24 protein-coding genes are annotated in these 26526 nt (G+C 65.6%); 6 read left to right on the forward strand and 18 right to left on the reverse strand.

The window, feature by feature from the left end:
- Positions 1-410 precede the first annotated feature (410 nt).
- On the forward strand, positions 411-2057 hold the full coding sequence (gene leuA, locus AB4Y42_RS25715; RefSeq protein WP_368695728.1) for a 2-isopropylmalate synthase: 1647 nt from the start codon (positions 411-413) through the stop codon (positions 2055-2057).
- 141 nt (positions 2058-2198) lie between these two features.
- On the opposite strand, the gene AB4Y42_RS25720 is transcribed toward leuA, so the two are convergent.
- Positions 2199-2582, reverse strand: a complete 384-nt coding sequence (locus tag AB4Y42_RS25720) for a nuclear transport factor 2 family protein (RefSeq protein ID WP_368695729.1) — start codon at positions 2580-2582, stop codon at positions 2199-2201.
- A gap of 576 nt (positions 2583-3158) precedes the next feature.
- On the opposite strand from AB4Y42_RS25720, the gene rpoH reads away from it, so the two are divergent.
- The 4 genes from rpoH to cydB all read left to right on the forward strand — a co-directional run bounded on the left by rpoH (position 3159) and on the right by cydB (position 7332).
- The gene (gene rpoH / locus AB4Y42_RS25725) at positions 3159-4094 is read left to right on the forward strand and encodes an RNA polymerase sigma factor RpoH (RefSeq protein WP_069264904.1); all 936 of its coding nucleotides are present in this window, start codon (positions 3159-3161) and stop codon (positions 4092-4094) included.
- Between the two features lie 188 nt (positions 4095-4282).
- Complete coding sequence (gene cydP, locus AB4Y42_RS25730; protein WP_368692466.1) at positions 4283-4585, forward strand: cytochrome oxidase putative small subunit CydP; 303 nt, start codon at positions 4283-4285, stop codon at positions 4583-4585.
- A complete protein-coding gene (locus AB4Y42_RS25735; protein WP_342919463.1) occupies positions 4572-6158 on the forward strand; it encodes a cytochrome ubiquinol oxidase subunit I in 1587 nt (528 codons plus the stop codon). Before cydP ends, AB4Y42_RS25735 begins: the two co-directional genes overlap by 14 nt.
- 37 nt (positions 6159-6195) lie before the next feature.
- The gene (cydB, locus tag AB4Y42_RS25740; protein WP_368695730.1) at positions 6196-7332 is read left to right on the forward strand and encodes a cytochrome d ubiquinol oxidase subunit II; all 1137 of its coding nucleotides are present in this window, start codon (positions 6196-6198) and stop codon (positions 7330-7332) included.
- An 83-nt stretch (positions 7333-7415) separates the two neighbouring features.
- On the opposite strand, the gene nagE is transcribed toward cydB, so the two are convergent.
- The 11 genes from nagE to AB4Y42_RS25795 all read right to left on the reverse strand — a co-directional run bounded on the left by nagE (position 7416) and on the right by AB4Y42_RS25795 (position 20547).
- Positions 7416-9176: an N-acetylglucosamine-specific PTS transporter subunit IIBC gene (gene nagE / locus AB4Y42_RS25745; RefSeq protein WP_368692463.1), complete on the reverse strand. Its 1761-nt coding sequence runs from the start codon at positions 9174-9176 to the stop codon at positions 7416-7418.
- Positions 9177-9296: 120 nt separating this feature from the next.
- Complete coding sequence (gene ptsP / locus AB4Y42_RS25750) at positions 9297-11891, reverse strand: phosphoenolpyruvate--protein phosphotransferase (protein ID WP_368695731.1); 2595 nt, start codon at positions 11889-11891, stop codon at positions 9297-9299.
- A 12-nt stretch (positions 11892-11903) separates the two neighbouring features.
- Positions 11904-12911: an SIS domain-containing protein gene (locus tag AB4Y42_RS25755; protein WP_368695780.1), complete on the reverse strand. Its 1008-nt coding sequence runs from the start codon at positions 12909-12911 to the stop codon at positions 11904-11906.
- Entirely contained in the window at positions 12904-14007 is a 1104-nt protein-coding gene (gene nagA, locus AB4Y42_RS25760; RefSeq protein WP_368692461.1) for an N-acetylglucosamine-6-phosphate deacetylase, read from the reverse strand. The genes AB4Y42_RS25755 and nagA overlap by 8 nt, the downstream gene beginning before the upstream one ends.
- Before the next feature lie 76 nt (positions 14008-14083).
- Complete coding sequence (locus tag AB4Y42_RS25765) at positions 14084-14818, reverse strand: GntR family transcriptional regulator (protein ID WP_324148451.1); 735 nt, start codon at positions 14816-14818, stop codon at positions 14084-14086.
- Between the two features lie 460 nt (positions 14819-15278).
- Positions 15279-16091 (reverse strand): MetQ/NlpA family ABC transporter substrate-binding protein, encoded by an 813-nt coding sequence (locus AB4Y42_RS25770; RefSeq protein ID WP_368695732.1) that lies wholly within the window; start codon positions 16089-16091, stop codon positions 15279-15281.
- 191 nt (positions 16092-16282) lie between these two features.
- Positions 16283-16924, reverse strand: coding sequence for an SCO family protein (locus AB4Y42_RS25775; RefSeq protein ID WP_368692554.1), 642 nt, complete (start codon positions 16922-16924; stop codon positions 16283-16285).
- Between the two features lie 4 nt (positions 16925-16928).
- Positions 16929-17834, reverse strand: coding sequence for a heme o synthase (cyoE, locus tag AB4Y42_RS25780; RefSeq protein WP_368695733.1), 906 nt, complete (start codon positions 17832-17834; stop codon positions 16929-16931).
- Positions 17835-17843: 9 nt separating this feature from the next.
- Positions 17844-18953, reverse strand: a complete 1110-nt coding sequence (locus tag AB4Y42_RS25785) for a heme A synthase (RefSeq protein WP_368695734.1) — start codon at positions 18951-18953, stop codon at positions 17844-17846.
- Positions 18954-18991: 38 nt separating this feature from the next.
- Positions 18992-19636 carry an SCO family protein gene (locus AB4Y42_RS25790; RefSeq protein ID WP_368692552.1) on the reverse strand — a complete coding sequence of 215 codons (645 nt, stop codon included), beginning with the start codon at positions 19634-19636 and terminating at the stop codon, positions 18992-18994.
- A gap of 104 nt (positions 19637-19740) precedes the next feature.
- Positions 19741-20547: an SURF1 family protein gene (locus tag AB4Y42_RS25795; RefSeq protein WP_368695735.1), complete on the reverse strand. Its 807-nt coding sequence runs from the start codon at positions 20545-20547 to the stop codon at positions 19741-19743.
- A gap of 105 nt (positions 20548-20652) precedes the next feature.
- Between AB4Y42_RS25795 and AB4Y42_RS25800 the strand changes: the two genes are divergently transcribed.
- Complete coding sequence (locus tag AB4Y42_RS25800) at positions 20653-20862, forward strand: twin transmembrane helix small protein (RefSeq protein WP_028201826.1); 210 nt, start codon at positions 20653-20655, stop codon at positions 20860-20862.
- A 134-nt stretch (positions 20863-20996) separates the two neighbouring features.
- Here the strand turns inward: AB4Y42_RS25800 and AB4Y42_RS25805 are convergent, their stop codons facing one another.
- The 6 genes from AB4Y42_RS25805 to coxB all read right to left on the reverse strand — a co-directional run bounded on the left by AB4Y42_RS25805 (position 20997) and on the right by coxB (position 26526).
- Positions 20997-21854 carry a cytochrome c oxidase subunit 3 gene (locus tag AB4Y42_RS25805; protein ID WP_254352550.1) on the reverse strand — a complete coding sequence of 286 codons (858 nt, stop codon included), beginning with the start codon at positions 21852-21854 and terminating at the stop codon, positions 20997-20999.
- A gap of 103 nt (positions 21855-21957) precedes the next feature.
- Complete coding sequence (locus AB4Y42_RS25810; protein WP_254314617.1) at positions 21958-22179, reverse strand: DUF2970 domain-containing protein; 222 nt, start codon at positions 22177-22179, stop codon at positions 21958-21960.
- A gap of 43 nt (positions 22180-22222) precedes the next feature.
- Complete coding sequence (locus AB4Y42_RS25815) at positions 22223-22801, reverse strand: cytochrome c oxidase assembly protein (protein ID WP_368692550.1); 579 nt, start codon at positions 22799-22801, stop codon at positions 22223-22225.
- A gap of 40 nt (positions 22802-22841) precedes the next feature.
- A complete protein-coding gene (locus AB4Y42_RS25820) occupies positions 22842-22982 on the reverse strand; it encodes a cytochrome oxidase small assembly protein (RefSeq protein WP_208867222.1) in 141 nt (46 codons plus the stop codon).
- 137 nt (positions 22983-23119) lie between these two features.
- Positions 23120-24733: a cytochrome c oxidase subunit I gene (gene ctaD, locus AB4Y42_RS25825; RefSeq protein ID WP_368692549.1), complete on the reverse strand. Its 1614-nt coding sequence runs from the start codon at positions 24731-24733 to the stop codon at positions 23120-23122.
- A gap of 122 nt (positions 24734-24855) precedes the next feature.
- Positions 24856-26526 carry a cytochrome c oxidase subunit II gene (coxB, locus tag AB4Y42_RS25830; RefSeq protein ID WP_368695736.1) on the reverse strand — a complete coding sequence of 557 codons (1671 nt, stop codon included), beginning with the start codon at positions 26524-26526 and terminating at the stop codon, positions 24856-24858.

Here is a 26526-nt window from a genome sequence, read left to right on the forward strand (position 1 = left end):
ATGCGTTCCTACCCGAACACCCTCCGAATTACCCTCGGCCGACTATCGGCCCTATCGCTACGCCTGGCCTAAAGCTGGTGTAGCGCCGCAACGACCTCCTCCTCCGGTCACCGCGGTCCTCCCAAAGCAGTTCTCGCAGTACCCCAAATCCGCTGTATCTCTACAACTTGTCGTCTGCATTCGTCCGCTTACCGTTCGGACGAGTCGCGAGGTCAAAATGCACGTTGCATGGGCATCGTTCACGTCCGCTTTCGCCGCGCCGGTTACCGCCGTCACCGTGGCCGTCTTCTTCGCGTCCGAGGTTGCCGCCCGTACGCGTGAAGTTTCGCCCATCGTGCTCCGTCGCCAGCCCGCCAACCGCCCGCTGCCGACCGCCATCGCAAACGACACCATGAAGAACGAGGCTCGTCATGTTGCGTAATCCCGCCGAGAAGTACCGCCCCTTCCCCGCCATCCGTTTGAACGGCCGCAAATGGCCGACGCGCACCGTCGAGCGCGCGCCGATCTGGATGAGCACCGACCTGCGCGACGGCAACCAGTCGTTGATCGAGCCGATGAGCATCGAGCAGAAGACCGAATTCTTCGAAATGCTCGTCGCGATCGGCTTCAAGGAAATCGAAGTCGGCTTTCCGTCCGCTTCGCAGACCGACTTCGATTTCGTGCGCAAGCTGATCGACGAAAAGCGCATTCCCGACGACGTGACGATCGAAGTGCTCGTGCAGTCGCGCGAAGAATTGATCGCGCGCACGTTCGAAGCGCTCGAAGGCGTGCCGCGCGCCATCGTCCACCTCTACAACGCGATCTGCCCGTCGTTCCGCAAGATCGTGTTCGGCCAGTCGAAGGAGGAAGTAAAAGCACTCGCAGTCGAAGGCACGCGCATCATCCGCGAACATGCCGATAAAAACCCGCAAACGCACTGGACTTACCAGTATTCGCCGGAAACCTTCAGCATGACCGAGCTGACTTTCGCGCGCGAAGTCTGCGACGCCGTGGCCCAGACGTGGCGCCCGACGCGCGATCACAAGATGATCGTGAATCTCCCGGCGACCGTCGAAGCGGCGATGCCCAACGTCTACGCCGACCAGATCGAGTGGATGGACCGCAATCTCGCGTACCGCGACAGCATCGTGCTGTCGGTGCATCCGCACAACGACCGCGGCACGGCGGTGGCCGCCGCCGAAATGGCGCTGCTCGCGGGCGCGGACCGGATCGAAGGCTGCCTCTTCGGCAACGGCGAGCGCACCGGCAACGTCGATCTCGTCACGCTCGCGATGAACCTCTACACCCAGGGCATCGACCCGGGCCTCGACTTCTCCGACATCGACGCCGTGCGCCGCGTGGTCGAGCGCTGCAACCAGTTGCCCGTGCATCCGCGCCATCCGTACGCGGGCGACCTCGTGTTCACCGCGTTTTCGGGCTCCCACCAGGACGCGATCCGCAAGGGCTTCGCGCAGCAGCAGCCCGACGCCGTCTGGGAAGTGCCCTATCTCCCGATCGATCCCGCCGATCTTGGCCGCAGCTATGACGCGGTGATCCGCGTGAACAGCCAGTCGGGCAAGGGTGGTGCGACCTATCTGCTCGAGCGCGGCATGGGCTTCACGCCGCCGCGCCGCGTGCAGATCGAGTTCAGCCACGCCGTGCAGACCGTCGCCGATACGTCGGGTGAAGAGATCACGGGCGACGCGGTCTGCGCACTCTTCGCGCGTGAGTACTTAGAAACGCGCGGGCCGGCTGTCAACGCCGGTTCGGGTCGTGTGCGCTGGGAAGGCCGTGAAGTGGCCATGCCGGCTGCCGCGAGCATCGACGAGGCGCATGCGCAAGCCGTCGCCGCCGCCATCGCGGCAATGGCCAGTGAGCACATTGAAATCACGTCGTTCGAGACCGAGCGCACGTCGCAGGGCGGCACAGCAGTGTTCGTCGGCGCACGCGTAGGCGGCCAGCCGCTGCGCCACGGTGTTGGCGTGGGCGAAGACGCGGCCCACGCGTGCGTCGCGGCAGTCGTCAGCGCGGTGAATCGCGCAGTCTGGCCGCAAGTGGATCGGCGCGCAGCGGCCTGACACCTTCCGCGCGCGGTGCGCGAAGCAGTTTGAGTTTGAGCAGGGAAATCGGCGGCATTGTTGAGCGCCGGCGGCAAAACGGGCCGCCGGCGTGCGCCTGAAGCGCCTACGCGGCGTTTCAGCGAGTGGACTTACCGGTCGTCACTCGATCGCGCAACGCGTCGCCTGCCATGCGAGCAGACGCCAGTGGCCCCCTTCCTGCGTCTGGATCGCCGTATAGGCAATCGGAAAGAGCAGCGCACCGTTGTTCGCTTCCATCTCGATGAGCACGCGGCCGGAGACCACGCAGGCCTCGTTGCTCGCGTGCAGCACATCCTGCGACTGGATCTCGATCTGGCGGTAGCGGCGGCGGCCCGCCGTGATCGCCTCGATGAACTGCTGCTTGGTCTCGCGTTTGCCGTTGGTGTGCACGAAGGTCGCGTGATCGGACAGCAACTGGTCCAGCGACGTGCCGTCGCCGTCGACCATCGCGCGAAAGCGCTCGCGCTCAAGTCCGCGAATCGCATCGATTAGTTTTGCCGCCATCGCTCGAGCCCCTTGCGCGTCGGTCCGCGCCTGAGCGCAGATCTACGCCGAAGATTTTCTGCATACGTCTGGCTGAAATTTATACCAGGTTTTGGCGCAAGGATACTTGCGATCAAAGACATCGCCTCCATGTATGGGGCACACGCCACGCGCCCGGTGAAAACCGCGCGTGGCGTCAGCGACATCCCGGCGGCCGCGCCCGGATGTCGCAGCGCAGCACTTTCGTCTTTGTCCGATGTCTATTTGTCAGATTCCGTGGCAAGGTCCAGGCGCTCCGCGGTCCTTCGAGCGTCGCTGATTCCACCCTTTATTTCCTGCGCCCTCGCTCTGGACTACTGCCCTGTTCTAGAGTGTTCCTTCGGCCTGGCCCTGTGCGGGCCTGCGCCGGGCGCCAGGCCCCGCCCCTGCTTGACGGCCGGCGTTTAGTGTAATCTATCGATACAACCATTTCGATAGGAATCAAGGAACCTTGAAGCCCCTACAGACTCCAAGTATTAGCACTCGGGGATTCAGAGTGCTAACATCCACCGTGGAGTCGGTGTCTGACTTTTGCAAGATTCCTGAGGAGTTCGCTACGTGAGCAACGCAATGACCATGACCCTTCCGAGTACGCTGAGCCCGTCGTCGGCCAAGGCCGGGGGCTCATTGGCGCTCGCGAATGCTTCCCTGTTGCCCGGCCAGTTGGGCAACATCGACGCTTATATTCAGGCCGTGAACCGGATCCCGATGCTGACGCCACAAGAAGAGCGTCAGTTCGCGACCGAGTTTCGCGAGCAGAACAATCTTGAAGGCGCGCGCCGCCTGGTGCTGTCGCACCTGCGCCTCGTGGTGTCGATCGCGCGCAATTATCTCGGTTACGGCCTGCCGCACGCCGACCTGATCCAGGAAGGCAACATCGGCCTGATGAAGGCCGTGAAGCGCTTCGACCCCGAGCAGAACGTGCGCCTCGTGTCGTACGCCATGCACTGGATCAAGGCCGAGATCCACGAGTACATCCTGCGCAACTGGCGCATGGTGAAGGTCGCCACAACCAAGGCGCAGCGCAAGCTGTTCTTCAACCTGCGCAGCCACAAGCAGGGCCTGCAGTCGTTCACGCCGGAAGAAATCGACGGCCTCGCGCAGGAACTGAACGTGAAGCGCGAAGAGGTCGTGGAAATGGAAACGCGCCTCTCGGGCGCCGACATCGCGCTCGAAGGCCAGACCGAAGACGGCGAGGAGTCGTTCGCCCCGATCGCCTGGCTCGCCGACTCGCACAGCGAGCCGAGCGCCGTGCTCGCCGCACGTTCGCGCGACCGCCTGCAGTCGGACGGCATTGCGAGCGCGCTGGAAGCGCTCGACGCACGCAGCCGCCGCATCATCGAGGCGCGCTGGCTCAACGTGGACGACGACGGTTCGGGCGGCTCGACCCTGCACGAACTGGCCGACGAGTTCGGCGTTTCGGCCGAGCGCATTCGCCAGATCGAGGCGAGCGCCATGAAGAAGATGCGCACCGCGCTCGCCGACTACGCGTAAGCGTCGCCAGGTCTTCACGCCACACCGAAAACCCCGTTCCCGCGAACGGGGTTTTTCTTTTGCGCGCCCCGCAAGCTGCGCACCTTCGTACCGGCCTCGCTGATTCCACCCTAAGATGATTTCGAGGTGGTGAGCCAGACGCCGCGCCGCGGTCTGGCCTCGTAACGCGTTCGAGGGCACCCGTCGTCATGATCCCGGCATCCGGTCAACGCCAGCGCGCACCGTCGCTGCTGCGCACGCGCATCCTGCAGTGGATGCGCGGCCCCACCTTCGCGCGCGATATTGCCCTCGTTCTCGCCGTCAAGCTCGTCCTCTTGATGGCGCTCAAATACGCGTTCTTCAATCACCCGCAGGCAGAAGACATGCACATGCCGCCTGCCGCTGTCGCGCAGGCCATTCTGGCCGTGCCCGAGTCTACGGCGCTCAAGCCGTCCGCGTCCCAATCCCAGACCATGTCGCCCCCGCGAGGAGACCGTCATGCCCACGATTGAATCGGTGGAACTCTCGCGTCTTCAGTTCGCCATCACCGCGCTCTACCACTTCCTGTTCGTGCCCCTCACGCTCGGCCTCTCGTGGCTGCTCGTCATCATGGAGTCGGTCTATGTGATGACCGGCAAGGAGATCTACAAGGACATGACGCAGTTCTGGGGCAAGCTCTTCGCCATCAATTTCGCGATGGGCGTCACCACCGGCCTCACGATGGAGTTCCAGTTCGGCACCAACTGGTCGTACTACTCGCACTACGTGGGCGACATTTTCGGCGTGCCGCTCGCCGTGGAAGGGCTCGCGGCGTTCTTCCTCGAATCGACCTTTGTCGGGGTGTTCTTCTTCGGCTGGAATCGGCTGTCGAAAGGCGCGCACCTCTTCACCACGTTTCTCGTCGCGCTCGGCTCGAACCTCTCGGCGCTGTGGATTCTCATTGCCAACGGCTGGATGCAGAACCCCGTGGGCGCGTCGTTCAACTACGAAACCATGCGCATGGAACTCACCAGCCTGTTCGCGGTGATCTTCAACCCCGTCGCGCAGGTGAAGTTCGTGCACACGGTTTCGGCCGGCTATGTGACGGCGTCGATGTTCGTGCTCGGCATTTCGTCGTGGTACCTGCTGCGCCGGCGCGACGTCGAGTTCGCCCTGCGCTCGTACGCGATCGCCGCGGGCTTCGGCCTTGCGTCCACGCTATGCGTGCTGATCCTCGGCGACGAATCGGGCTACACCGACGGCGTGGTGCAGCAGGTCAAGCTCGCCGCCATCGAGTCTGAATGGGAGACCGCGCCCGCCCCCGCGCCCTTCACGCTATTCGGTCTGCCTAACCAGAAGGAAGAACGCACCGACTACGCGATCCGCATTCCCTGGCTGATGGGCATCATCGCCACGCGCTCGATCGACACGCCCGTGATCGGCCTGAAAGACCTGATGGGCCGCGCCGAAGTGCGCATCCGCAATGGCATGCTCGCCTACGCCGCGCTGCAAAAGATGAAGGAAGGCACCGCCGACACCGAAACGCGCGACGTGTTCGAGGCACACAAGGCCGATCTCGGCTACGGCCTGCTCTTGAAGCGGTTCACGCCGAACGTGGTCGACGCGACTTCCGAGCAGATCAGGGCTGCGTCGCGAACGGCGATTCCGGCCGTCGCGCCGGTGTTCTGGTCGTTCCGCGTGATGGTGGGTCTCGGCATCCTCTTTCTCGTGACCTTCGTACTCGCCTTCTGGTTCTGTGCGCAGCGCTCGCTGCTCAAGGACAGCCGCCGCTGGTTCCTCGGCTGGGCGCTGGTGGCGATCCCGCTGCCGTGGCTCGCCGCCGAGTTCGGCTGGGTCGTCGCGGAAACCGGCCGCCAGCCGTGGACCATCGCGGAAGTGCTGCCCACGCGTCTTTCGGCTTCGAGCCTCGCACCCGGCGACGTGATGCTGAGCATCGCGGGCTTCGTGATCTTCTACACGCTGCTCTTCATCATCGAGATCACGCTGATGTTCAAGTACGCGCGCCTCGGGCCCTCGTCGCTGCATACCGGCCGCTACTTCCACGAGCAGACGGCCGCGCTGGCCACCGGCGGCAAGGTCTCGTGATCGCTGCACGACACCGAAAGACGCGAGGAAACAGGCCATGGACTACGCAACGCTCAAGTTGATCTGGTGGGTGCTGATCGGCGTGCTGCTGATCGGCTTTGCGCTCACCGACGGCTTCGACATGGGTGCGGCCGTGCTGCTGCCCTTCGTCGGCAAGACCGACGAGGAGCGCCGCATCGTCATCAACGCGGTCGGCGCGACGTGGGAAGGCAACCAGGTCTGGTTCATCACGGCGGGCGGAGCGATGTTCGCCGCGTGGCCGCTCGCCTATGCGGCGTCGTTCTCGGGCTTCTACTTCGCGATGCTGCTCGTGCTGTTTTCGCTGTTTTTCCGTCCCGTGGGCTTCGACTATCGCGGCAAGCGCGTCGATGTGAGATGGCGCCAGGGGTGGGACTGCGGTCTTTTCATCGGCGGCTTCGTGCCCGCGCTCGTGTTCGGCGTGGCGTTCGGCAATCTGCTCCAGGGCGTGCCGTTCGCCTACGACACGGATCTGCGCGTGACGTATCACGGCAGCTTCTTCGCACTCCTCAATCCGTTCGCGCTGGTTTGCGGGCTGGTGAGCCTCTGCATGCTCACCGCGCACGGCGCGGCGTTCCTGAAGAGGAAGACCGATGGCGTCGTCGCCATGCGCGCTTCGAAGGCGCTGCGGCTTTTCTCGGCGCTCACGATCGTGTTGTTCCTCGTGGCGGGCGCGCTCGTGGCGACACTCATCGGCGGCTATACGATCACGTCGCCGGCGCCTTTGGACACGGTGGCCAATCCACTCCTGAAAAGCGTCGATTCGGGGCCCGGGCTCTGGCTCGCGAATTACGGGCTGTATCCGTGGATGGCGCTCGCCCCCGCCCTGGGCGTGCTCGGCGGCGTGCTCGCGTTCGCACTTGCGGGCTCGCGCTTCGAGCGGCTCGCGTTCTTGAGCACGGGGCTGCAGATCGTCGGCGTGATTCTGACTGCGGGCTTCTCGATGTTCCCATTCATCATGCCCTCCTCGCTCGACCCGCGTTCGAGCCTCACGGTCTGGGACGCGACCTCGAGCAAGATGACGCTCGAGATCATGCTGGTGGCCGTCATCATTTTTCTGCCGATCGTGCTCGGCTACACCGCGTGGGTCTATCGCGTGATGCGCGGCAAGATCACCGCCAGCGCGATACAGGACAACCACCATACGCTGTACTGAGCGCCCAGGCGATTTAGCGGCGCTGGAAACAAAAACACCGCGGCAAATGCCGCGGCGTTTTTCACAGGCATAAAGCGAATCGGTTAGGCCGGCTGGAGCGCCAGCTCGCGTGCATAGCGCGGCGCGGCGTCGCCGACCACGATGTGCAGCGTATCCGCCGAAGTCCACACCACGTCGAGCGCGCCGAGCTTCTCGCGATCAACGGCCGCCGGGTCGCGCACGATCACGCGCAGGCGCGTGGCCGCCACCGCGTCGAGCGAGACGATGTTGGCAACGCCGCCGAACACCGCGAGCCAGCGCGACGGATTCGGATCGAGCGGACCCTGCGCGACATCCGCGCTCGCGCTCGCCTGAGCAGCCTGGACGGCCTGAACCGCAGGCTGCGCCGCGGGTGTCGCCTTGCCAGCCGCCGCGCCGCCGCGTGCGATCTCACCGCGAATCTCATCGGCGATGATGTCCGCCTCCGGCCCGATGACCACCTGCACGCTTTCGCCGCCGCGCTTGAGCACGCCGCGCGCGCCGATCGCCTTCAAGGCCGGCTCGGAAACATGCGCCGGGTCGGCCACCGTGAGACGCAGACGCGTCGTGCAGGCATCGACCACCTTGAGGTTGGCCGCGCCGCCCAGTGCATCGATGTAACGCGCAGCACGCGAGAGCGATGCCGCGGCCGCGCCGCCGGCCGCCACCGCAACGCCCGACATCGACGAGGCGATTGCCGTATCGCCCGCCGAGGCTTCACGGCCCGGCGTGGGCAGATTGAAGCGGCGGATGAAGAAGCGGAACAGCCCGTAGTACACGACCGCATAGACCGCGCCGAGCGGAATCGCATACCAGCCGTGCGTGGAGAGCCCGTAGTTCAGCACGTAGTCGATCGCGCCCGCCGAGAAGGTGAAGCCGAGCTTGATGCCTAGCAGCGAGCAGATCGCGAGCGACAGCCCCGTGAGCACCGCGTGGATCGCGTAGAGCACGGGAGCGAGGAACATGAACGTGAACTCGATCGGCTCGGTCACGCCCGTGAGGAACGAGGTGAGCGCCATCGAAAACAGCAGGCCGCCCACCATTGCGCGCTTGTCCTTCGGGGCTTCGTGCAGCATCGCGAGACACGCTGCCGGCAGGCCGAACATCATCACCGGGAAGAAGCCGGCCATGAAGCTGCCTGCCGTGGGGTCGCCCGCGAAGAAGCGGTGCAGGTCGCCCGTGACGGCCGCGCCGCCGGCTGCCGGCGTGAACGAGCCGAACACGAACCACACGAGCGAGTTGAGGATGTGGTGCAGACCCGTGACGAGCAGGAGCCGGTTGAGCAAGCCGTACACGAAGGTGCCGATCGCGCCCGCCGTGGTGAGCCAGTGGCCGGCGGTGTCGATCACGCCCTGCACCGGCCCCCAGACGTAGCCGAATACGATACCCAGCACGAGACACGTGAGCCCCGTGACGATCGGCACGAAGCGTTTGCCGCCGAAGAACGCGAGGAACTCGGGCAGCTTGATGTCCTTGAAGCGGTTGTACAGCATGCCCGCGACGACACCGGCCACCACGCCCGACAGCACGCCCATGTTGAGCTTGTCGTTGATGTCCTTCATCACGGCGATCTGGACCAGATAGCCCAGCGCGCCCGCGAGGCCGGCGACGCCGTTGTTGTCTTTCGCGAAGCCCACCGCAATGCCGATCGCGAACAGCAACGGCAGGTTATCGAAGATCGCGCCGCCCGCGTCGGCGATGATCTTGATGTTGAGCATGTCGGCCTGGCCGAAACGAAGCAGGATGCCGGCGACCGGCAGCACTGCGATGGGAAGCATCAGCGCGCGGCCGAGGCTTTGAATCTTGAGAAACGGATTGCCATCCATTGAACTGCCTCCAGTCTCTATCTCTTGCTTGACGTGTGTGGGTGAGAGAAGCCGGCGCGCGATCGCTGCGCACGCCGGCGTGTTTCTAAGGATTACTCAGGGTGCGTGAAACAGAAATCGTCAATCGAGCGGCCAGCTTTCGCGGCTTGCCGCACGCACGGCTTGCGCCGATTCGAGTGCGAGGGCGTTCTGCGCGCGCTGGCAACAGTCGTTGTAATCGAGCTTGCGCACGCGCGCCTTGATCGAGGGCACCGAAACCGGATCGACGGAAAGCTCCGTCACGCCGAGGCCGACGAGCAGCGGCACCGCGAGCGGATCGCCCGCCAGCGCGCCACACACGCCGACCCACTTGCCGTGCTTGTTCGCGCCCTCGACCGTCGCCGCCACGAGACGCAGCACGGCCGGGTGCAGACCGTCGGCCTGCGCCGCGAGGTCGGGCTGGCAACGGTCCATCGCGAGCGTGTACTGCGTGAGGTCGTTGGTGCCGATCGAGAGGAAATCGGCATGGCGCGCGAGCTGGTCCGCGAGCAGCGCCGCCGAGGGCACCTCGATCATCACGCCCACCTCGATCGGCTCCGTGCGGCCCGCTTCGCGTGCGAACGTGTCAATGCGCTCGCGCAGACGCACGAGTTCGCCCACGTCGGTCACCATCGGCAGCAGGATGCGCACCTTGCCCGCCGGCTTCACGGCGACGAGTCCGCGCAGCTGGTCGTCCAGCAGATCGGGCCGCACCTGCGCGAGGCGGATGCCGCGCAGACCCAGCGCCGGATTCGGCTCGGGCGGCAGCGTGAGATAGTCGACTTCCTTGTCCGCGCCGACGTCGAGCGTGCGGATAATCGCCGTGCGGCCCGCGAGGGCGTCCGTGATGGCCTGGTAGCTCTGAAGATGTTCTTCCACCGTCGGCGCGGCCTGGCGATGGATGAAGAGCAGCTCCGTGCGCAGCAGGCCCACGGCGTCCGCGCCGTTATCCACGGCCGTGTTGGCGTCCTCCAGCGTCGCGATGTTCGCGGCGACTTCCACCGCGTGGCCGTCGCGCGTGGCTGCAGCTTCGTGCGAGGTGCGGCGGTTCGCTTCGCGCACGCCGGCCTGGCGCTGCTTTTCGCTGCGCGCGCGTTCGATGTCGAGCGCGCTCGGCGTGTACGCAAAGCGGCCGGCGCTCGCATCGATGACGACTTCGGTGCCCTCCGGCACCGCATGCAGCGCGTCGCCGAGCGCGACGAGCGCGGGAATGCCGGCCTGGCGCGCGATGATCGCGGCGTGCGAGGTCGCACCGCCGCGCGCCATCACGAGCGCCATCACGCGCTTGCGGTCGAGCGAGGCGAGATCGGAAGGCGTGAATTCGTCGGCGGCGAGCACGGCTTCTTCGGGCAGCGTGCGCGCGGCCGCGTTCGACAGACCGAGCGCGCGCAGCACGCGCTTTTCGAGGTCGCGCAGGTCGGCGGCGCGCTCCGCGAGCAGCGGATCGTCCACCTTGCCGAGCACCACGATCTGCGCGCGGATCGCTTCGCGCCACGCGTAGCCCGCGCTCTTGCCGAGGCTGATCGCGTCGCGCGCGGCGTCGACGAGCGTCGGGTCTTCGAGCAGCACGCGGTGCATCGTGAAGATGCCCGCCTCGCCGATCGCGCCGCGCTGCGAAGCCGTGCGCACGCTCTGGTTCAGCTCGGCGTCGACAGCGGCGATCGCCTTGTCGAGCGCGCGGCTTTCCGCGGCCGACGGGCCGCTCGCGAGTTCAGGCGGCGTCAGTTCGGCTTCGTCCCAGCGCACCAGCTTGCCCACCGCGACGCCCGGCGCCGCGCACACGCCCGCGAGCACGCCCGGCTCGGCGGACGACGCCACGGCGGCCGCGGCTTCCTGCATCACGGGCGCGGGCGACTGCTGCCGCGCCGGCGCTTCGCCGCCCTCGCCGGGCGCTTCGCGCAGGAGCTCGTTCGCGACGGCGTCCACGGCGCGCTGCGCCTCAAGGCCGATGCCGACGAGTTCGATGGTCGCGCCCTCGCCCGCGCCGAGGGCGAGCAGGCCAACGACGCTCTCGATGGCGGACTTGCGCTCGCCAAAGCGGACCTCGACGCGCGCGTCGACGCCGCGCACCGCTTCGCGCGCCCGCGCCGCGGGCCGCGCATGTAGACCGCCCGCATGCGTGAGCGTGACGTTGCGGCGCACTTCGTTCGCAATCAATTCGTGGGCGGCCGCGATCTCCGCGCCGTCGCGCACGCGCAGCACGAGCAGCGCGGACTTGCCCGCTTCGACGTGACCCGCGCCCGCGCGCTCGATCACTTCGAAGGCATCCGAATTGGCGATCGCGACGACCGAAACGAGGCTCGGTGCATTGCACGCCACCACGTCGAGATCGAACTCGATCAACGTCTCGCCGAGCCGCACCTGGGCGCCCTGCGCAACCTTCGGCGTGAAGCCCTTGCCGTTGAGCCCGACGGTGTCGATGCCGACGTGCACGAGCACCTGTGCGCCTTCGGCCGATTGCAGCGTGACCGCGTGGCCGGTGCGCGCGAGATGCACGACGATGCCGTCGCACGGCGCGACGACGCGGCCGACGAGCGGATCGACGCCGATGCCGTCGCCGAACAACCCTTCCGAGAACACCGGATCGGGCACCGACGCGAGCGGCACGACCGGCCCGGTGAGCGGAGAGACCAGTACGATGTGCCCCTCGACGCGAGTATGCGGATCCATCAGGCGAGACTCCTCGATGCGTTCCATTCGCTTTCCAATCTAGTGGGTTTCGGTGACTTTGTTCAGGTAACGCGGCTCGTCAGGATTGCGGCCGCGCGCGGCGGCAAGGCCCGCCGCCATCACGTAGAACGACAAAATGGCCGCGATGGGATCGAGTGCCGCATCGGCAGCCGTTTCGAGCGGCAGCGCCGCGCCGGCCACGTGGGCGGGCGCCGCGAGCAGCACGCGCGCACCGCGCTTTTCCATGTCGCGGGCGAACTCGATCAGGCCTGCCTGCTCCGGCCCGCGCGGGGCGAACACGAGCAGCGGGTAATCGCGGTCGATCAGCTCCATCGGGCCATGGCGCACTTCGGCGCTCGAAAACGCTTCGGCCTGAATGCCCGAGGTTTCCTTGAGCTTGAGCGCAGCCTCCTGCGCAACGGCGAGGCCCGGACCGCGGCCGATCACAATCATCTGTTTCACGTCGCGCAATTCTTCGACGGCCTTCGACCAGTCGAGCGTGCCTGCGCGATCGAGCGCGTCGGGCAGCGCGCGCACGGCGTCGAGGAACGCGGCGTCGCGCTGCCAGAAACCGACGAGCTGCGCCGACATCGCGAGCATCGCGATATAGCTCTTGGTGGCCGCCACGCTCAACTCGGGACCGGCGAGGAGCGGCAGCTCCGTGCCGGCGGCCTCGGCGAGCGGCGAGCCCGCGACGTTGACCATCGCCGCCGTCAGCGCGCCGGCTTCGCGCAGCGCCTTGATCGTCGCGACCAGATCAGGACTCCTACCCGATTGGGAGAAAGCAAGGGCAAACTGGCCACGTACACGTAAGGGCGCCTGCTGGAGCGTCGCGATCGACATCGGCAGCGTGGCCACCGGGATGCCGATGCGGCTCATGGTGAGCGCAGCGAAGTAGCTCGCCGCGTGGTCCGAACTGCCGCGCGCGACGGTGAGTGCGACGTGGCGCGGTTCGGCCTCCAGCGCGCGGGCGAGCACCTCGACGCGCGAGGTGTCCGCGAGCTGCGCGGCGACGACGCTGGCCGAGGCCAGCGCTTCCTTAAGCATATTCGACAATCGATTCTCCTTCGACGTAGGTCGCGGTGAGCGCCAGTTCGCGATCGAACACGTTGACATCGGCCCATGCGCCGCGCGCGAGGCGGCCACGGTCTTCGATGCCGAGGTAGTCTGCGGCATAGCGCGACAGGCGCGCGGACACGTCCGCGATCGGCAGGCCGATCGAGACGAGGTTGCGCAGCGCCTGGTCCATGGTGAGGGTACTGCCCGCGAGCGTGCCGTCGGCGAGACGCACGCCGCCAAGGCACTTCGTCACGTGCTGGCTGCCGAGGCGGTATTCGCCGTCGGGCATGCCGGTGGCCGAGGTGCTGTCGGTCACCACATAGAGGCGCGGAATGGCGCGCAGCGCGGCGCGGATCGCGCCGGGATGCACGTGCAGCAGGTCGGGAATGATCTCCGCGTACTCGGCATGCGCGAGCGCCGCGCCGACCACGCCCGGGTTGCGATGATGCAGCGGCGACATCGCGTTGAAGAGGTGCGTGAAGCCGCAGGCGCCGTGCTTGAGCGCGGCCACGGCGTCGTCGTAGGTCGCGAGCGAGTGGCCGATCTGCACGCGCACGCCGCGCGCCGCCATCTCGCCGATGATCTCGATATGGCCCGCGATCTCGGGCGCCACCGTCACCACGCGAATCGGCGCGATCGAGAGGTACTTGAGCACTTCGTCGAGCACGGCCGAAACGGCGGCGTCGGGCTGCGCGCCGAGCTTGCCCGGGTTGATGTACGGGCCTTCGAGGTGCACGCCCAGCACGCGCGCGCCGCCCGCCGTGCGATTGCGCGTGACGTTGCCGAGGCCCGCGACGACGTTCATCAGCTCCTCGCGCGGGGCGGTCATGGTGGTGGCCAGCAGGCTCGTGGTGCCGTAGCGGGCGTGGGTGCGCGCGATGGTTTCGATCGCGTCGCCGGCTTCCATCACGTCGGCGCCGCCGCCGCCGTGCACGTGCAGGTCGATGAAGCCCGGCAGGATGTAGGGCGCGTCGTTGTTCGCCGGATCGGTGGCCTCGCCCGTGATCGCGGTGATGCGTCCGTTCTCGAACGACAGCGTGCCGTGGATCCAGCCTTCAGGGGTGAGTATGTTTCCGCTCAGCATGAGAGTTTTCCGATGAGGCGCATCGAAGCGCGGTAGGACGTTTCGGTGACGTGCATGAGAGAGACTGCGGCGGCGTTCACTGGCGCAGCTCCGCAACGAAGTCGTAATAGCCGTCGCGGCAATAGGTGTCGGTCAGCTCGATGGCGCGCTGATCGGCGGAAAAGCCCACCCGCGTGATGACGAGCAGCGCCGCGCGCGGCTCGACGCCCATCAGCGCGGCGATCTCGCCCGTCGCGTTGACCGCGCGAAAGTGCTGCAGGGCGCGTACCACGGGCACGCGGTGCTGCTCCAGATACGCATACAGCGAGCCCTCGATGGCTTCCGGGTCCGGCACGATCGACACGGGCAGCGCCGAATGCTCGACAGCCATCACGGTGCCGTCGGCGCGGCGCAGGCGGCGCAGGCTCGCGACCGAGGCGCCCGGCGAGAGGCCGAGCTGCACGATCTCCTCGCGGTGCGCCGGCCGGACCTCGCGCGCGAGCCACACCGAGTCGGGCGTGAAGCCGCGCTGCTCCATTTTCTTCGTGAAACCCGTGAGGCGCGAAAGCGGATCTTCCACGCGCGGCGTGATGAAGCTGCCCGCGCCGCGTGCGCGCCGGATCAGCCCCTGCTCCACGAGCAGCTCGATCGCCTTGCGCGCGGTGATGCGCGACACGCCGATGGCGTCCGACAGCGTGCGCTCCGAGGGCAGCGCCTCGCCGGCCGACCACACGCCGCAGTGAATGGCCGTGGCAAGGTTGCGCGCCAGCTGCAGATAGAGCGGCGTCACATTGCGCGCATCGGGCATCAGGGCAGACCAACGGGTTTCCATGGACTTGGCGCCAGCGGTTGGACGATCGTGGGGGGCCGGACGGGCACGCTGCGTGGCAGTGCCGGTGGTGCAGACTGGTCCGGTGTGAAAGCGAGCCCATTATATAACCACAATAAGACCAGTCAACAGATGCAGCCTCGCCGCGGCACATCGAAAATTATCGTTAAAAATCAATGCATTGCACGAACACATAAGGCTCAAACGGGGCGCAGCCTGGCATCAGGATTTACCCTGGCGCGGTATCCGGGGGCCCCACAATGGGACCAGAGTGGCATCAACAGGTTATCTGACATAGCCCACCGTAGTACCGCCGTAGGACCAGCTCGCGACTTCGGCAGGAAGAGCGCGCGGCTCCGAGAGTGCACGCGCAAAAAAAACGCCGTGGCGATCGCCACGGCGTTCGGGTCCTGCCGGGCTCCCGCGTCAATTGGACGCAGACAGCCGCTTCTCGAAGGTTCCCTTAGAACGACGGAACCATCGAGCCCTTGAACTCGTTCTTGATGAACTGGCGCACGTCTTCCGACTGGTAGGCGGCCACCAGCTTCTTCACCCACGGCTTGTCCTTGTCCTGGGTGCGAACGGCGATCAGGTTCGCGTACGGGCTATGGATGTCCTCGATGGCGATCGCGTCTTTGGTCGGCTGCAGGCCGGCCGCGAGCGCGTAGTTCGTGTTGATCACGGCGGCGTCCACGTCGCCGAGCGCGCGCGGAAGCTGCGCAGCGTCGAGTTCGACGAGCTTGATCTTCTTCGAGTTTTCGGCGAGGTCGAGCGGCGTCGCGTTGTTGCCGTTGACGCCAGCGCCAGCCCGCAGCTTGATCAGGCCCTTGCTTTGCAGGAGCAGCAGCGCGCGGTTTTCGTTCGACGGGTCATTCGGCACGGCGACTTTCGCGCCTTGCGGCAGATCGTTCAGCGATTTGAGCTTCTTCGAGTACACGCCGATGGGCGAGATGTACGTGAGGCCGGCGTTCACGAGCTTGTAGCCGCGCTGCTTGATCTGGCTGTCGAGATACGGGCCGGTCTGGAAACTGTTGGCGTCGAGGTCGCCGGCGTCGAGCGCGGCGTTCGGCTGCACGTAGTCGTTGAATTCGACGACCTTGACGTTCAGGCCTTCGCGCTTGGCGACCTTCTGGACGACGGCCCAGACTTGCGCGTCCGGACCCGAAACGGTGCCGACCTTGATGACCTGGTCGTCGGCGCGTGCGCAGAAGCTGGCTGCGAGCGTGGTGGCGGCGACGCCGGCGAGGAGTGCTTTAATCAGATTTCTGCGCTGCATGGAGATGATGTTCCTGCGTGGTTTTGGTATTGCTCCGGTTCCGCGGCGTTGTGCGCCATCTGCCGGACGATATAAATCGTCTCATATGGAACCGGTTGCGGGAAATAATGAATTCGCATACTGGTATGCCCGCGCGGCCCTGAAGCGCGCGGCGCGTGTTCGCCTCTCGAGGCGAACACGCCGGGCTTCCCTTAGTCGGGATTCGAGCCGAGGAGGATCTTCAGATCGTGCAGCCAGGGCGTGACGCCCTGCCCGTCGCGCGCGAAGAGGCGCAGCTTGCCGGTCGTGTCGAACACGTAGCTCGCGGCGGTGTGGTCCATCGTGTAGCTATCCGGCGTGTTGCCGGGCACCTTCGCGTAGTACACGCGGAAATCCTTCGCCACCTGCTTGAGCTGGTCCTCACTGGCCGGACGCAGCCCAATGAAGGTCGGATTGAACGCGGCTGTGTACTGGCCCAGGATCTGCGCCGTGTCGCGCTCGGGATCGACGGTGACGAACAGCACCTGCACGCGCTTCGCCGCATCGGGCCCCAGCTGCTGGAGCGCCTGCGAAAGCTCGGCCATGGTGGTCGGGCAAACGTCCGGACAGTGCGTGTAGCCGAAGAACAGCACGACCACCTTGTCCTTGAAGTCGGCGAGCGTGCGCGTCTTGCCGCTGGTGTCGGGCAGTGCGAAGTCCTTGCCGAACTGGGTATTGCCGGTGATGTCGAGGTTCGAGAACGCGGGCGGCTGCTGGCCACAGCCCTCGAGAACCAGCGTGCCGCCGAGTGCGCCTGCAGCGGCAAGCGCGACGACCGTGGCGCGCACGAAGCGCGCAAGCGTGCGGTGGGCCATGTCGTTACGCCGCGATGAGCGCATGCACGTAATGGTCGACGAGCAGCGCCACGAACAGCAACGAGAGGTAGACGATCGAATAGCGGAAGGTCTTGCGCGCCAGTGCGTCGGAATACTCGACGTAGATCTTCCACGCGTAGGCGAGGAACACGGCGCCGAGCAGCACGGCCGAAGCCAGATACAGCACGCCGCTCATGCCCGAGATGTACGGCATCAGCGTGACCGCGAACAGGATCACGGTGTAGAGCAGGATATGCAGACGCGTGTACTTCTCGCCGTGCGTGTTGGGCAGCATCGGCAGGCCGGCGTTTTCGTAGTCCTTGCGGCGGTAGAGCGCGAGCGCCCAGAAGTGCGGCGGCGTCCACACGAAAATGATCAGCACGAGAATCCAGGCGTCGCCGGGCACGTGGCCCGTCACCGCGGCCCAGCCGAGCGCCGGCGGCATGGCGCCCGAGGCGCCGCCGATCACGATGTTCTGCGGTGTGGCCGGCTTGAGCAGCAGCGTGTAGATGATCGCGTAGCCAATGAAGGTCGCGACCGTGAGCCACATGGTGAGCGGATTGGTGAACGTGTACAGCACCCACATGCCGAGGCCGCCGATCACCGCCGAGAAGATCAGGATCTGCGTGCTCGTGATCTCGCCGCGCGCCGAAGGACGCCAGGCAGTGCGACGCATGCGCGCATCGACCTTTTGCTCGACGAGACAGTTGATCGCGAAGGCCGCGCCAGCCGTGAGCCAGATGCCGACGGTGCCACCGATCAGCGGCTTCCAGGGCACCATGCCCGGCACGGCGAGGAACATGCCGATGACGGCGCAAAACACGGCGAGTTGCGTGACGCGCGGCTTGGTGAGCGCGAGATATTGGGAAATCCGGCTACCGGGCGTCTGGGATAGGGTTGTACTTTCCATAGGGCGGGATCACACCGCAGCGGTGTCGCGCGCAGGGAGAACGGCGCGGCCGGGGCGGCTACAAGCGATTCGAAAGTTTAGCACGACGACCAAAAGCAACAGGATCGCCGCGCCACCGTTGTGCGCCACTGCCACGGGCAGCGGCCACTGCAGCACGATGTTGGATAGCCCGGTCAGAAATTGGATAAAGATCACGATCATGATCCAGTTTGCCGGGCGTCGCAGCGAGGCATAGCGTCGCAACTTGAGGGCGAACCATACCAGATAAGCGATCACGACGAACGCGAACGTGCGGTGCGTCCAGTGGATCGCGACGAGCGCGTCCTGCGTGATCACGTCGCCGTTGCCGTCCATGCCGAGCGCGCGCCAGAGGTGAAAGCCGTGATGGAAATCCATCGGCGGAATCCACGCGCCGTTGCAGGTCGGGAAGTCGGTGCAAGCCAGCACTGCATAGTTCGTGCTCACCCAGCCGCCCAGCGCGATCTGCACGACGAGCAGCACGAGCGCCGCCAACGCGGCCACGCGCCAGCGCGCGGCGTCGGGCTCGTATGCGGGCAGCGGCGTCATGCGCGCGGCGAGCCACGCGAGCGAGCCGAGCAGCGTGAGGCCGAGCAGCAGGTGCGTGGTGACGATGATGGGCTGCAGTTTCATCGTCACCGTCCATGCGCCGAACACGCCCTGCACGAGGATCAGCCCGAGCAGCGCGGTGGGCCACCACGGCGACACATGCAGCGGCAGGCGCTTGATGCGCGCGCGCCAGGCAATCGCCATCTGCGCGATGATCAGGACACCGATCGCCATGGCGAAATAGCGGTGGATCATCTCGATCCATGCCTTCGTCATGCTCACGGGGCCGCTCGGCATGGCGAGATGCGCCGCGGCAATCTGCACATGCGCGATGAACGGCGACGACGTGCCATAGCAGCCCGGCCAGTCAGGACAGCCGAGGCCCGAGTCGGTCAGACGCGTAAAGCCGCCGAACATCACGAGGTCGAGCGTCATGAACGTCGTGAGCCACACGAGCTTGCGAAACTTGTTGTCGTCGGCCTTGACCCAGACCCACGAGAGCGGCAGCAACGCGATGCACAGGCCGATCAGACCCAGCTCCAGGATAAACATCTCTCTTACTCTTCTCTGTCAGACTCGCGCTGCGCACCTTAACCGATGCGGGACCACTTGAGCAGTTTAGTGACGTCTTGTTTGATTTTCGACGGATCGGCTTGCGCCGGGAATCGCATCATCAGGTTGCCGTTCGGATCGACCAGATAGATGTGGTCGGTGTCGTTCGTCGTCTGCGTGGCCGGCAGCCACGCGGCGACGGCGACCGGATCGGCGCGCAGCATGCGCGTATCCGCATAGGCGCCCTTCACTTTCGCCGGGACGCTCGTGTCGTCGGTGCGCAGCCAGAGCGTGACGATGCGCTCGCGCTCCTGGCCCTGGGTCGCGCGCACCTGGCGCATGAAATAGAGCTTCGTGGCGCAGGCTTCGTCGCAGGCGCCGCGATTCACCGAGATCATCAGCCAGCGGCCCTTGAGCGAGGCGAGCGGCACTTCATGACCGTCGTCGCCCGTCACCATCAGCGCGCCGGGAATGGGCCGCTGCGGCTCGATGAGCGTGCCATAGCTCGTCGTGCCGCCCTTCGGCTTGATCACGTAGTACGTGAAGTACGAGATCGCGATCGGTGCGCCGCAGATGAGCATGATGATGAGCAGCGTCCAGCGGCCACGCCGCTTCGCGTGTTGCTGCGCGGGGGTGGCGGCCGGCTGTGCGACCTGGGCGGAACGGGGGGATTGCGTCGACACTCTCGTGGAACCTCGCTTCTGTCGCTTTCGTTTGTCCATGTGCTGCATGCGCAGCGCCGTTGTCCGGATCATGTCGGGATCGCATTGATTCGTCCGACGGATCATCAGGCGTCCTTCGCGCTGCCTGCGTCTTGCCCTTCGGGCTCTTCGGCGTGCCGCCCGGCTTCGCCTTCGGTGCGCGCTTTTGTCGCAGCGCTTTTCGCAGCGCTTTTCGCCGCTTTACGGGCCGCAAACAGACCGAAACCGAGGGCCGCGAGCGCCATACCCCACCACTGGAGCATGTAGCCGTAGTTGCGCTCGACATCGGTATCCGGCACCGGCCAGTCGCGCACGAGCCCGTCCTTGAAGGCCGGCACGAAGCCGGTCTGCTGGATCACGAACGGTTGCAGCGGCAACCCGGTTTCCGCTGCGTAGGAAGCGACGCCGAGATTCTGCCGTATCTTCTGATGCGCTGCAGAGCCACCCGCACCGAGTTCGAACGCGCGCGAGGCGTTGGCGCGCGCGATGCCTTCCACGACGACCGGCCCGGGCGGCGTGACATAGGGCGCGATCGCGGTGCGGTCCGCGATGTTGCGCGGCAGCCAGCCGCGATTGACCAGCACGTAGCCGCCGCCTTCGAGTTTAAGCGGCATCACGACATAAAAACCCGGCTGGTCGTTATACGGACGATTGTCGAGATACACCACGCGCTCGGGCAGCAAGGTGCCCGTCGCCCGCACGCGATGGAACTCGATCTCCTTCAGCGCGAGCGGCGCGGCGCCCACCGGTTGCGGCGCAGACGATTCGTACTGCGTGATTTGCGCCTGCAGCGCCTCCTTCTGATGCGCGCGGTCGCGCTGCCAGAAGCCGAGCCGGATCGTCACGGCCATCACGATCAGGATCAGCAGCGTGGGGACGAGCCGGATTTTCATTGGGCACGACCGATGCGAGAGATACCGGTGATCGAACCCCGCGCCACGCAGCGTGGTGCGATAATGAGACAGACGTTTTCAGGCATGCCAAATTCCGTGAACTTCATGCACATACTCGTCCCCGTTGCGTTCGCGCTGATCATCGCGAGCATGATCTCCGCGCTCTACTTCATGATGCACGACCGGGGCCGCACCAAGCGGATGGTCTGGTCGCTCGCCACGCGCGTGGGCCTTTCCATCTCGCTCTTTCTGTTCATCCTGTTCGCGCACTGGATGGGCTGGATCCAGTCCACCGGGATTCCTTACGGTCGCTGAGCGCCGCTGACCATCACCGAACACCGCCGCGCAAACCGCATTCCGGAAAACACAAGGCGCCGCGCCGACGAGGTCGGGCGGCGCCTTGTTGCATTCCCGTCTCCCGCGCCGCGGCCCGCGCGGCGCACCACGCATCACAGCCAGTACACGACGACGTAGAGGCCGAGCCACACCACGTCGACGAAGTGCCAGTACCATGCCGCGCCTTCGAAGGCGAAGTGATGCTCCGCGGTGAAGTGGCCACGAATGAGCCGGATCATCACGACGGTCAGCATCGTGCCGCCCAGGAACACGTGGAAGCCGTGGAAGCCCGTGAGCAGGAAGAACGTCGAACCGTAGATGCCCGAAGCGAGCGTGAGGTTCAGTTCGCCGTACGCGTGGATGTATTCGAACGCCTGCAGGAAGAGGAAGCACACGCCCAGCACGATCGTCGCGGCGAGCCACGCGATGGCCTTCGAGCGATGGTTGTCGCGCAGCGCGTGGTGCGAAACGGTGAGCGTCGCGCCCGAAGAAAGCAGCAGCGCCGTGTTGATGGTCGGCACGGGCCACGGCGTCATCGAGCGGAAGTGCGAGACCAGCGCTGCGGGACCGTTGTTCGGCCACACCGCAGAGAAGTCCGGCCAGATCAGCTTGTAGTCGAGGCTGCCGAGCTGATGCAGGGCGATCGCGCGCGCGTAGAAGAGCGCACCGAAGAACGCGCCGAAGAACATCACTTCGGAGAAGATGAACCAGCTCATGCTCCAGCGATACGACACGTCGACGCGCTTGCCGTACATGCCGCCCTCGGATTCGGCGATGGCGTCGCCGAACCAGTGCCAGAGCGTGAAGAGCAGCCACAGAAGGCCGACGAGCACGCCGATCGGCCCCCACGACTCGCCGTTGATCCACGAGGCGAGCGACCCGAGCATGACCACAAGCCCAATGGACGCGCTGATCGGATGCCGCGACGGGTGCGGTACGAAGTAGTACGGGCTATCGTTTTGGCCGCTCATGCCTGTTTCTCCAGTTTCCAGTTGCACCGGACATCGCCGGCTGCATTTGTCCGAGTGTGTCCTCGTTATTCACTGCTTCGCGCGCAGCGTTGCGCGCACTCGCTCATCCCACCACCGCGTGCACGATCAACAGCAGCACGACGATGAACAGCACCGCGCCGATGATGCCCGCGATGATCAACTGCACGGGGTGCAGGTTCGCGGCGTCGTCTTCGAGGTCTGCGCGCTTGCGCACGCCGAGAAAGGACCACGCCACCGCTTTCATCAACTGCAGGATGCCGCCTTTCTTCTTCGCCGGCCCCGCTCCGCCACGTTCGTCGCTCATGCGCCTTTCGCCTCCTGGCATCGTTGACTCCGGCGCTGAAGCCTCACGCGCCCGCCGATTGTTTCGGCGGCGGCGGCACGGCCGGCTTGTTCAGCTCGAAGAACGTGTACGACAGCGTGATCGTCTTCACGTCCTTCGGCAGCTTCGGGTCGATCACGAACACCACCGGCATGCGCTTCGTCTCGTTCGCCTTCAAGGTTTGCTGCGTGAAGCAGAAGCACTCGATCTTGCGGAAGTACTCCGTCGCCTGCTTCGGCGCGTAGCTCGGAATGGCCTGCGCGTCGATCGTGCGTCCTTCGTTGTTCGAAATGTCGTACATCACCGTCATGACTTCGCCCGGATGCACGTCGAGGCTCGTCTGCTCCGGCCTGAAGCCGAGCAGCCCGCGTGCGTTCGCGTCGAACTCGACCGAGATCGTGCGCGTCATGTCCACCTGCGTGTTGCGCGCCTCGCGCTCCGTGGCGTCGCGCTGCACCAGGTTGTTGATGCCCGTGACCTGGCAGATCGCGCGATACATCGGTATGAGCGCAAAGCCGAACCCGAACATCAGCAGCGCCACGACGACGAGCTTGATGAGCATCGACCGGTTGAACGCGCGATCATTTCCAGCTTGCGTGGACATCGAACTTCCTCGAACGATCTTCCGGCAAACGCCCTGCGCGTCAGTGACCGGGGAAATACACCTGCTTGACGACGGCAGCCACAAAGAAACCGACTACGACGGCCAGCAAGATGAGGCCGAGCCGTAGATTGCCCGCGCGGATCTGCTCGGGCGTGCGTCTTTTTTGTGGATCCCGGGTCATGCGTTCAGCGCGGCTGGCCGCGGCTTCTCCTTGCATCGTCAATCGCCTCTCGTACGTGCTCCGATGAAGACTGCGTGAAGACCGCGGACTTCGCTCGCGTCCGGCTGCGCACAGCCGGACGCCACAGACTCAACGGCTCACTCGACCGTCGGCGGATTCTCGAACGTGTGGAACGGCGCCGGGCTCGGCACGGTCCACTCGAGGCCCGTTGCGCCGTCCCACGGCTTGTCGCCGGCCTTTTCCAGCTCGCCGCCGCCGCGATACGCGGGCAGCGCGACAAAGAACAGGAAGTACACCTGAGAAAGCCCGAAGCCGAAGGCGCCGATCGTGATCACCTGGTTCCAGTCGGTGAACTGGGCCGGATAGTCGGCATAGCGTCGCGGCATTCCGGCGAGACCGACGAAGTGCATCGGCAGGAACGCGAGGTTGAAGAAGATAAGCGAGCACCAGAAGTGGATCTTGCCGCGCGTCTCGTTGTACATCCAGCCGGTCCATTTGGGCGCCCAGTAGTACCACCCTGAGAACAACGCGAATAATGACCCCGCCACCAGCACGTAGTGGAAGTGCGCCACCACGAAGTAAGTGCCGTGATACTGGATGTCGAGCGGCGCCATGGCGAGCATCAGGCCCGAGAGACCGCCGAACGTGAACACGATCAGGAAGCCCACGGCCCACAGCATCGGCGTTTCGAACGAGAGCGAGCCGCGCCACATCGTGGCGACCCAGTTGAACACCTTCACGCCTGTCGGCACGGCGATCAGCATCGTCGCGTACATGAAGAACAGCTGGCCCGTGACCGGCATGCCGGTGGCGAACATGTGGTGCGCCCAGACCATGAACGAGAGAATCGCGATCGACGCCGTGGCGTACACCATCGAGCTATAGCCGAACAGCGGCTTGCGCGAGAACGCCGGAATCACCTGCGAAACGATCCCGAACGCCGGCAAGATCATGATGTAGACCTCGGGGTGCCCGAAGAACCAGAAGATGTGCTGGTACATCACCGGGTCGCCGCCGCCGGCAGCGTTGAAGAAGCTCGTGCCGAAGTGACGGTCGAACAGCAGCATCGTGATGGCGCCCGCGAGCACCGGCATCACGGCGATCAGCAGGTAGGCGGTGATGAGCCACGTCCACACGAACATCGGCATCTTCATGAGCGTCATGCCGGGCGCGCGCAGGTTCAGGATCGTCACGACGATGTTGATGCCGCCCATGATCGACGAGGCGCCCATCATGTGCAGCGCGAAGATCGCGAAGTCCATGCCCGGGCCCATCTGCGTGGAAAGCGGCGCGTAGAGCGTCCAGCCCGCGGCGGTCGCGCCGCCCGGCGAGAAGAACGAGCCGACCAGCAGGCACCCGGCGGCGGGCAGCAGCCAGAAGCTGAAGTTGTTCATGCGCGCGAACGCCATGTCCGAGGCGCCGACCTGCAGCGGAATCATCCAGTTCGCGAAGCCCACGAACGCCGGCATGATCGCGCCGAACACCATGATGAGACCGTGCATCGTGGTGAGCTGGTTAAAGAACTCGGGGCGCATGATCTGCATGCCCGGCTCGAACAACTCCGCACGAATGGCGAGCGCCATGACGCCGCCCGAGAGGAACATCACGAACGAGAACAGCAGATACAGCGTTCCGATGTCCTTGTGGTTCGTCGCGAGCAGCCAGCGGCGCCAGCCGTGGGGCGTGGCGTGCGCGTGGTCGCCATGCACGTGACCGTGCCCGCCAGCTACATCGTGTCCGATGCTAGACATGTCTTATCTCCTGTCGGTCCGGAGTTGGCGCGTTGGCGCCTGACTCCAGCCCCATGCAATTGAAATGCTGAAGCGAATCGCTTTTGCGTCTCTTGCTGCTTGTTCTTATGGCGCGGGCCCGCTCAGGCCGCCGCGCTGATCTCCACCCGGCGCGCTTCTTTCGCGTTCGCGCCGCCCGTGATCGTTTCCGGCTTCTTCAGAATGATGTGGTCTTCGGCAATGCCTGCCGCCTTCATCGCGTCGCGCACCGCTTGCGCGCGGCGCTTGGCAAGGTCGGCGTTGGTGCTGGCGTTGCCGCTCGAATCGGTGTAGCCCGAGAGCGTGAACTTCGCATCCGGATGCGCCTTCGCGTAGTCGGCTGCCGCCTGGATGGCGTCCTTCGCGTCGGCGGGCAGCGTGCTTTTGCCCACTTCGAAGTAGACGCTTGCCGGCAGCGCAGCTGCTGCGCTCGGCGCCGCTGCGCCCGACGCCTGCTCCGCGCCGCTTGCGGGCGCCGCACCGCTTGCCGCACTCGCTTCGGCCGCGCCGCTGGCGGCTTCCGCGCCGCTTGCCGCGGCCGCGCCGCTCGCGCCGCCCTCGCCCGCTGCCGCCGTCGTGCCGCCGCCCTCGGGCATCTTGCCGTTACGCGCGTCGGCCACCTGACGCGGCTGCAGAATGTCGCCGGTGTGGTTGCCCCACGAGTTGCGCTCGAACGTGATGACCGAAGCGATCTCGACGTCATTGAGCGTGGGCGCCCACGAAGGCATGGCGTTCTTGCCGTGCAGGACGATGCTCACGTGCCCGGCGAGCGGACCCTGAACGACCTTGCTGCCGTCGAGCGCCGGGAACGCGCCCGCGCCCTTGCCGGTGGGCTGGTGGCACACCGCGCAGTTCGAGTTGTAGACCTTCTCGCCGCGCTCCTTGAGCTCGGCCAGCGTGTAGGTCTTGTTCGGGTCGTCGTTGGCGGCGGCCATCTTCGCCTTTTGCGTATCGACCCACTTTGCGTAGTCCTCGTCGGAGAGCACCTCGACGACGACCGGCATGAACGCGTGCTCCTTGCCGCATAGCTCGGTACAGAAGCCGCGATAGGTGCCGACCTTGTCGGCCCTGAACCACGTGTCGCGCACGAAGCCCGGAATCGCGTCCTGCTTCACGCCGAACGCGGGCACGTACCACGAGTGCACGACGTCGTTGGCCGTGGTGATGATGCGGATCTTCTTGTTGACCGGCACGACGAGCGGATTGTCGACTTCCTGCAGGTACGTATCGGTGATCGGCACGCGGTTGTTCACCTCGGAGCGCGGCGTGCTGAGCGTGGAGAGGAAGTTGATGCCCTCGCCCGGGCCCTTCACGTAGTCGTAGCCCCATTTCCACTGGTAGCCCGTGACCTTCACGGTGAGGTCGGCGTTGGAGGTGTCCTTCATCGCGACGACCGCTTTGGTGGCGGGCAGCGCCATCAGCACGACGATGATGAACGGCACCACCGTCCAGATGATTTCGACCGTGGTGCTCTCATGAAAGTGAGCGGCCTTGTGGCCCTTCGCCTTACGGTGCGCGTAGATCGAATAGAACATGACGCCGAACACGCCGGCGAAAATCACGACGCACAAGAGCAGCATCATCATATGGAGGCTGTAAAGCTCTTCGGCGATGCGCGTGACGGGCGGCTGGAAATTGATCTCGTTCACCGCAGGGCCGCCTGGGCTGTCTCCGACTGCGAGTGCCGCGCCGGCGACGAGGAATCCGCTGCACGCCAGCACGCCCTGGAGGGCTCGCTTGATTGTTTTCATAGCTTCCTTACCCATAATTTCCAT

Source organism: Paraburkholderia sp. EG286B, assembly GCF_040965655.1.
In the GTDB taxonomy this organism is placed as follows: Bacteria; Pseudomonadota; Gammaproteobacteria; order Burkholderiales; family Burkholderiaceae; genus Paraburkholderia.

Bases quoted from the DNA above. Each gene is read 5' to 3' on its own strand.
- leuA (WP_368695728.1), top strand. From the start codon at position 411: ATGTTGCGTAATCCCGCCGAGAAGTACCGCCCCTTCCCCGCCATCCGT.
- AB4Y42_RS25785 (WP_368695734.1), bottom strand. From the start codon at position 18,953: ATGTTTATCCTGGAGCTGGGTCTGATCGGCCTGTGCATCGCGTTGCTG.
- cydP (WP_368692466.1), top strand. From the start codon at position 4,283: ATGATCCCGGCATCCGGTCAACGCCAGCGCGCACCGTCGCTGCTGCGC.
- AB4Y42_RS25755 (WP_368695780.1), bottom strand. From the start codon at position 12,911: ATGCTTAAGGAAGCGCTGGCCTCGGCCAGCGTCGTCGCCGCGCAGCTC.
- AB4Y42_RS25720 (WP_368695729.1), bottom strand. From the start codon at position 2,582: ATGGCGGCAAAACTAATCGATGCGATTCGCGGACTTGAGCGCGAGCGC.
- nagE (WP_368692463.1), bottom strand. From the start codon at position 9,176: ATGGATGGCAATCCGTTTCTCAAGATTCAAAGCCTCGGCCGCGCGCTG.
- cyoE (WP_368695733.1), bottom strand. From the start codon at position 17,834: ATGGAAAGTACAACCCTATCCCAGACGCCCGGTAGCCGGATTTCCCAA.
- AB4Y42_RS25770 (WP_368695732.1), bottom strand. From the start codon at position 16,091: ATGCAGCGCAGAAATCTGATTAAAGCACTCCTCGCCGGCGTCGCCGCC.
- AB4Y42_RS25815 (WP_368692550.1), bottom strand. From the start codon at position 22,801: ATGTCCACGCAAGCTGGAAATGATCGCGCGTTCAACCGGTCGATGCTC.
- ctaD (WP_368692549.1), bottom strand. From the start codon at position 24,733: ATGTCTAGCATCGGACACGATGTAGCTGGCGGGCACGGTCACGTGCAT.
- cydB (WP_368695730.1), top strand. From the start codon at position 6,196: ATGGACTACGCAACGCTCAAGTTGATCTGGTGGGTGCTGATCGGCGTG.
- AB4Y42_RS25820 (WP_208867222.1), bottom strand. From the start codon at position 22,982: ATGACCCGGGATCCACAAAAAAGACGCACGCCCGAGCAGATCCGCGCG.
- AB4Y42_RS25765 (WP_324148451.1), bottom strand. From the start codon at position 14,818: ATGGAAACCCGTTGGTCTGCCCTGATGCCCGATGCGCGCAATGTGACG.
- ptsP (WP_368695731.1), bottom strand. From the start codon at position 11,891: ATGGAACGCATCGAGGAGTCTCGCCTGATGGATCCGCATACTCGCGTC.
- AB4Y42_RS25810 (WP_254314617.1), bottom strand. From the start codon at position 22,179: ATGAGCGACGAACGTGGCGGAGCGGGGCCGGCGAAGAAGAAAGGCGGC.
- AB4Y42_RS25775 (WP_368692554.1), bottom strand. From the start codon at position 16,924: ATGGCCCACCGCACGCTTGCGCGCTTCGTGCGCGCCACGGTCGTCGCG.
- nagA (WP_368692461.1), bottom strand. From the start codon at position 14,007: ATGCTGAGCGGAAACATACTCACCCCTGAAGGCTGGATCCACGGCACG.
- AB4Y42_RS25805 (WP_254352550.1), bottom strand. From the start codon at position 21,854: ATGAGCGGCCAAAACGATAGCCCGTACTACTTCGTACCGCACCCGTCG.
- AB4Y42_RS25795 (WP_368695735.1), bottom strand. From the start codon at position 20,547: ATGAAAATCCGGCTCGTCCCCACGCTGCTGATCCTGATCGTGATGGCC.
- AB4Y42_RS25735 (WP_342919463.1), top strand. From the start codon at position 4,572: ATGCCCACGATTGAATCGGTGGAACTCTCGCGTCTTCAGTTCGCCATC.
- coxB (WP_368695736.1), bottom strand. From the start codon at position 26,526: ATGGAAATTATGGGTAAGGAAGCTATGAAAACAATCAAGCGAGCCCTC.
- AB4Y42_RS25800 (WP_028201826.1), top strand. From the start codon at position 20,653: ATGCACATACTCGTCCCCGTTGCGTTCGCGCTGATCATCGCGAGCATG.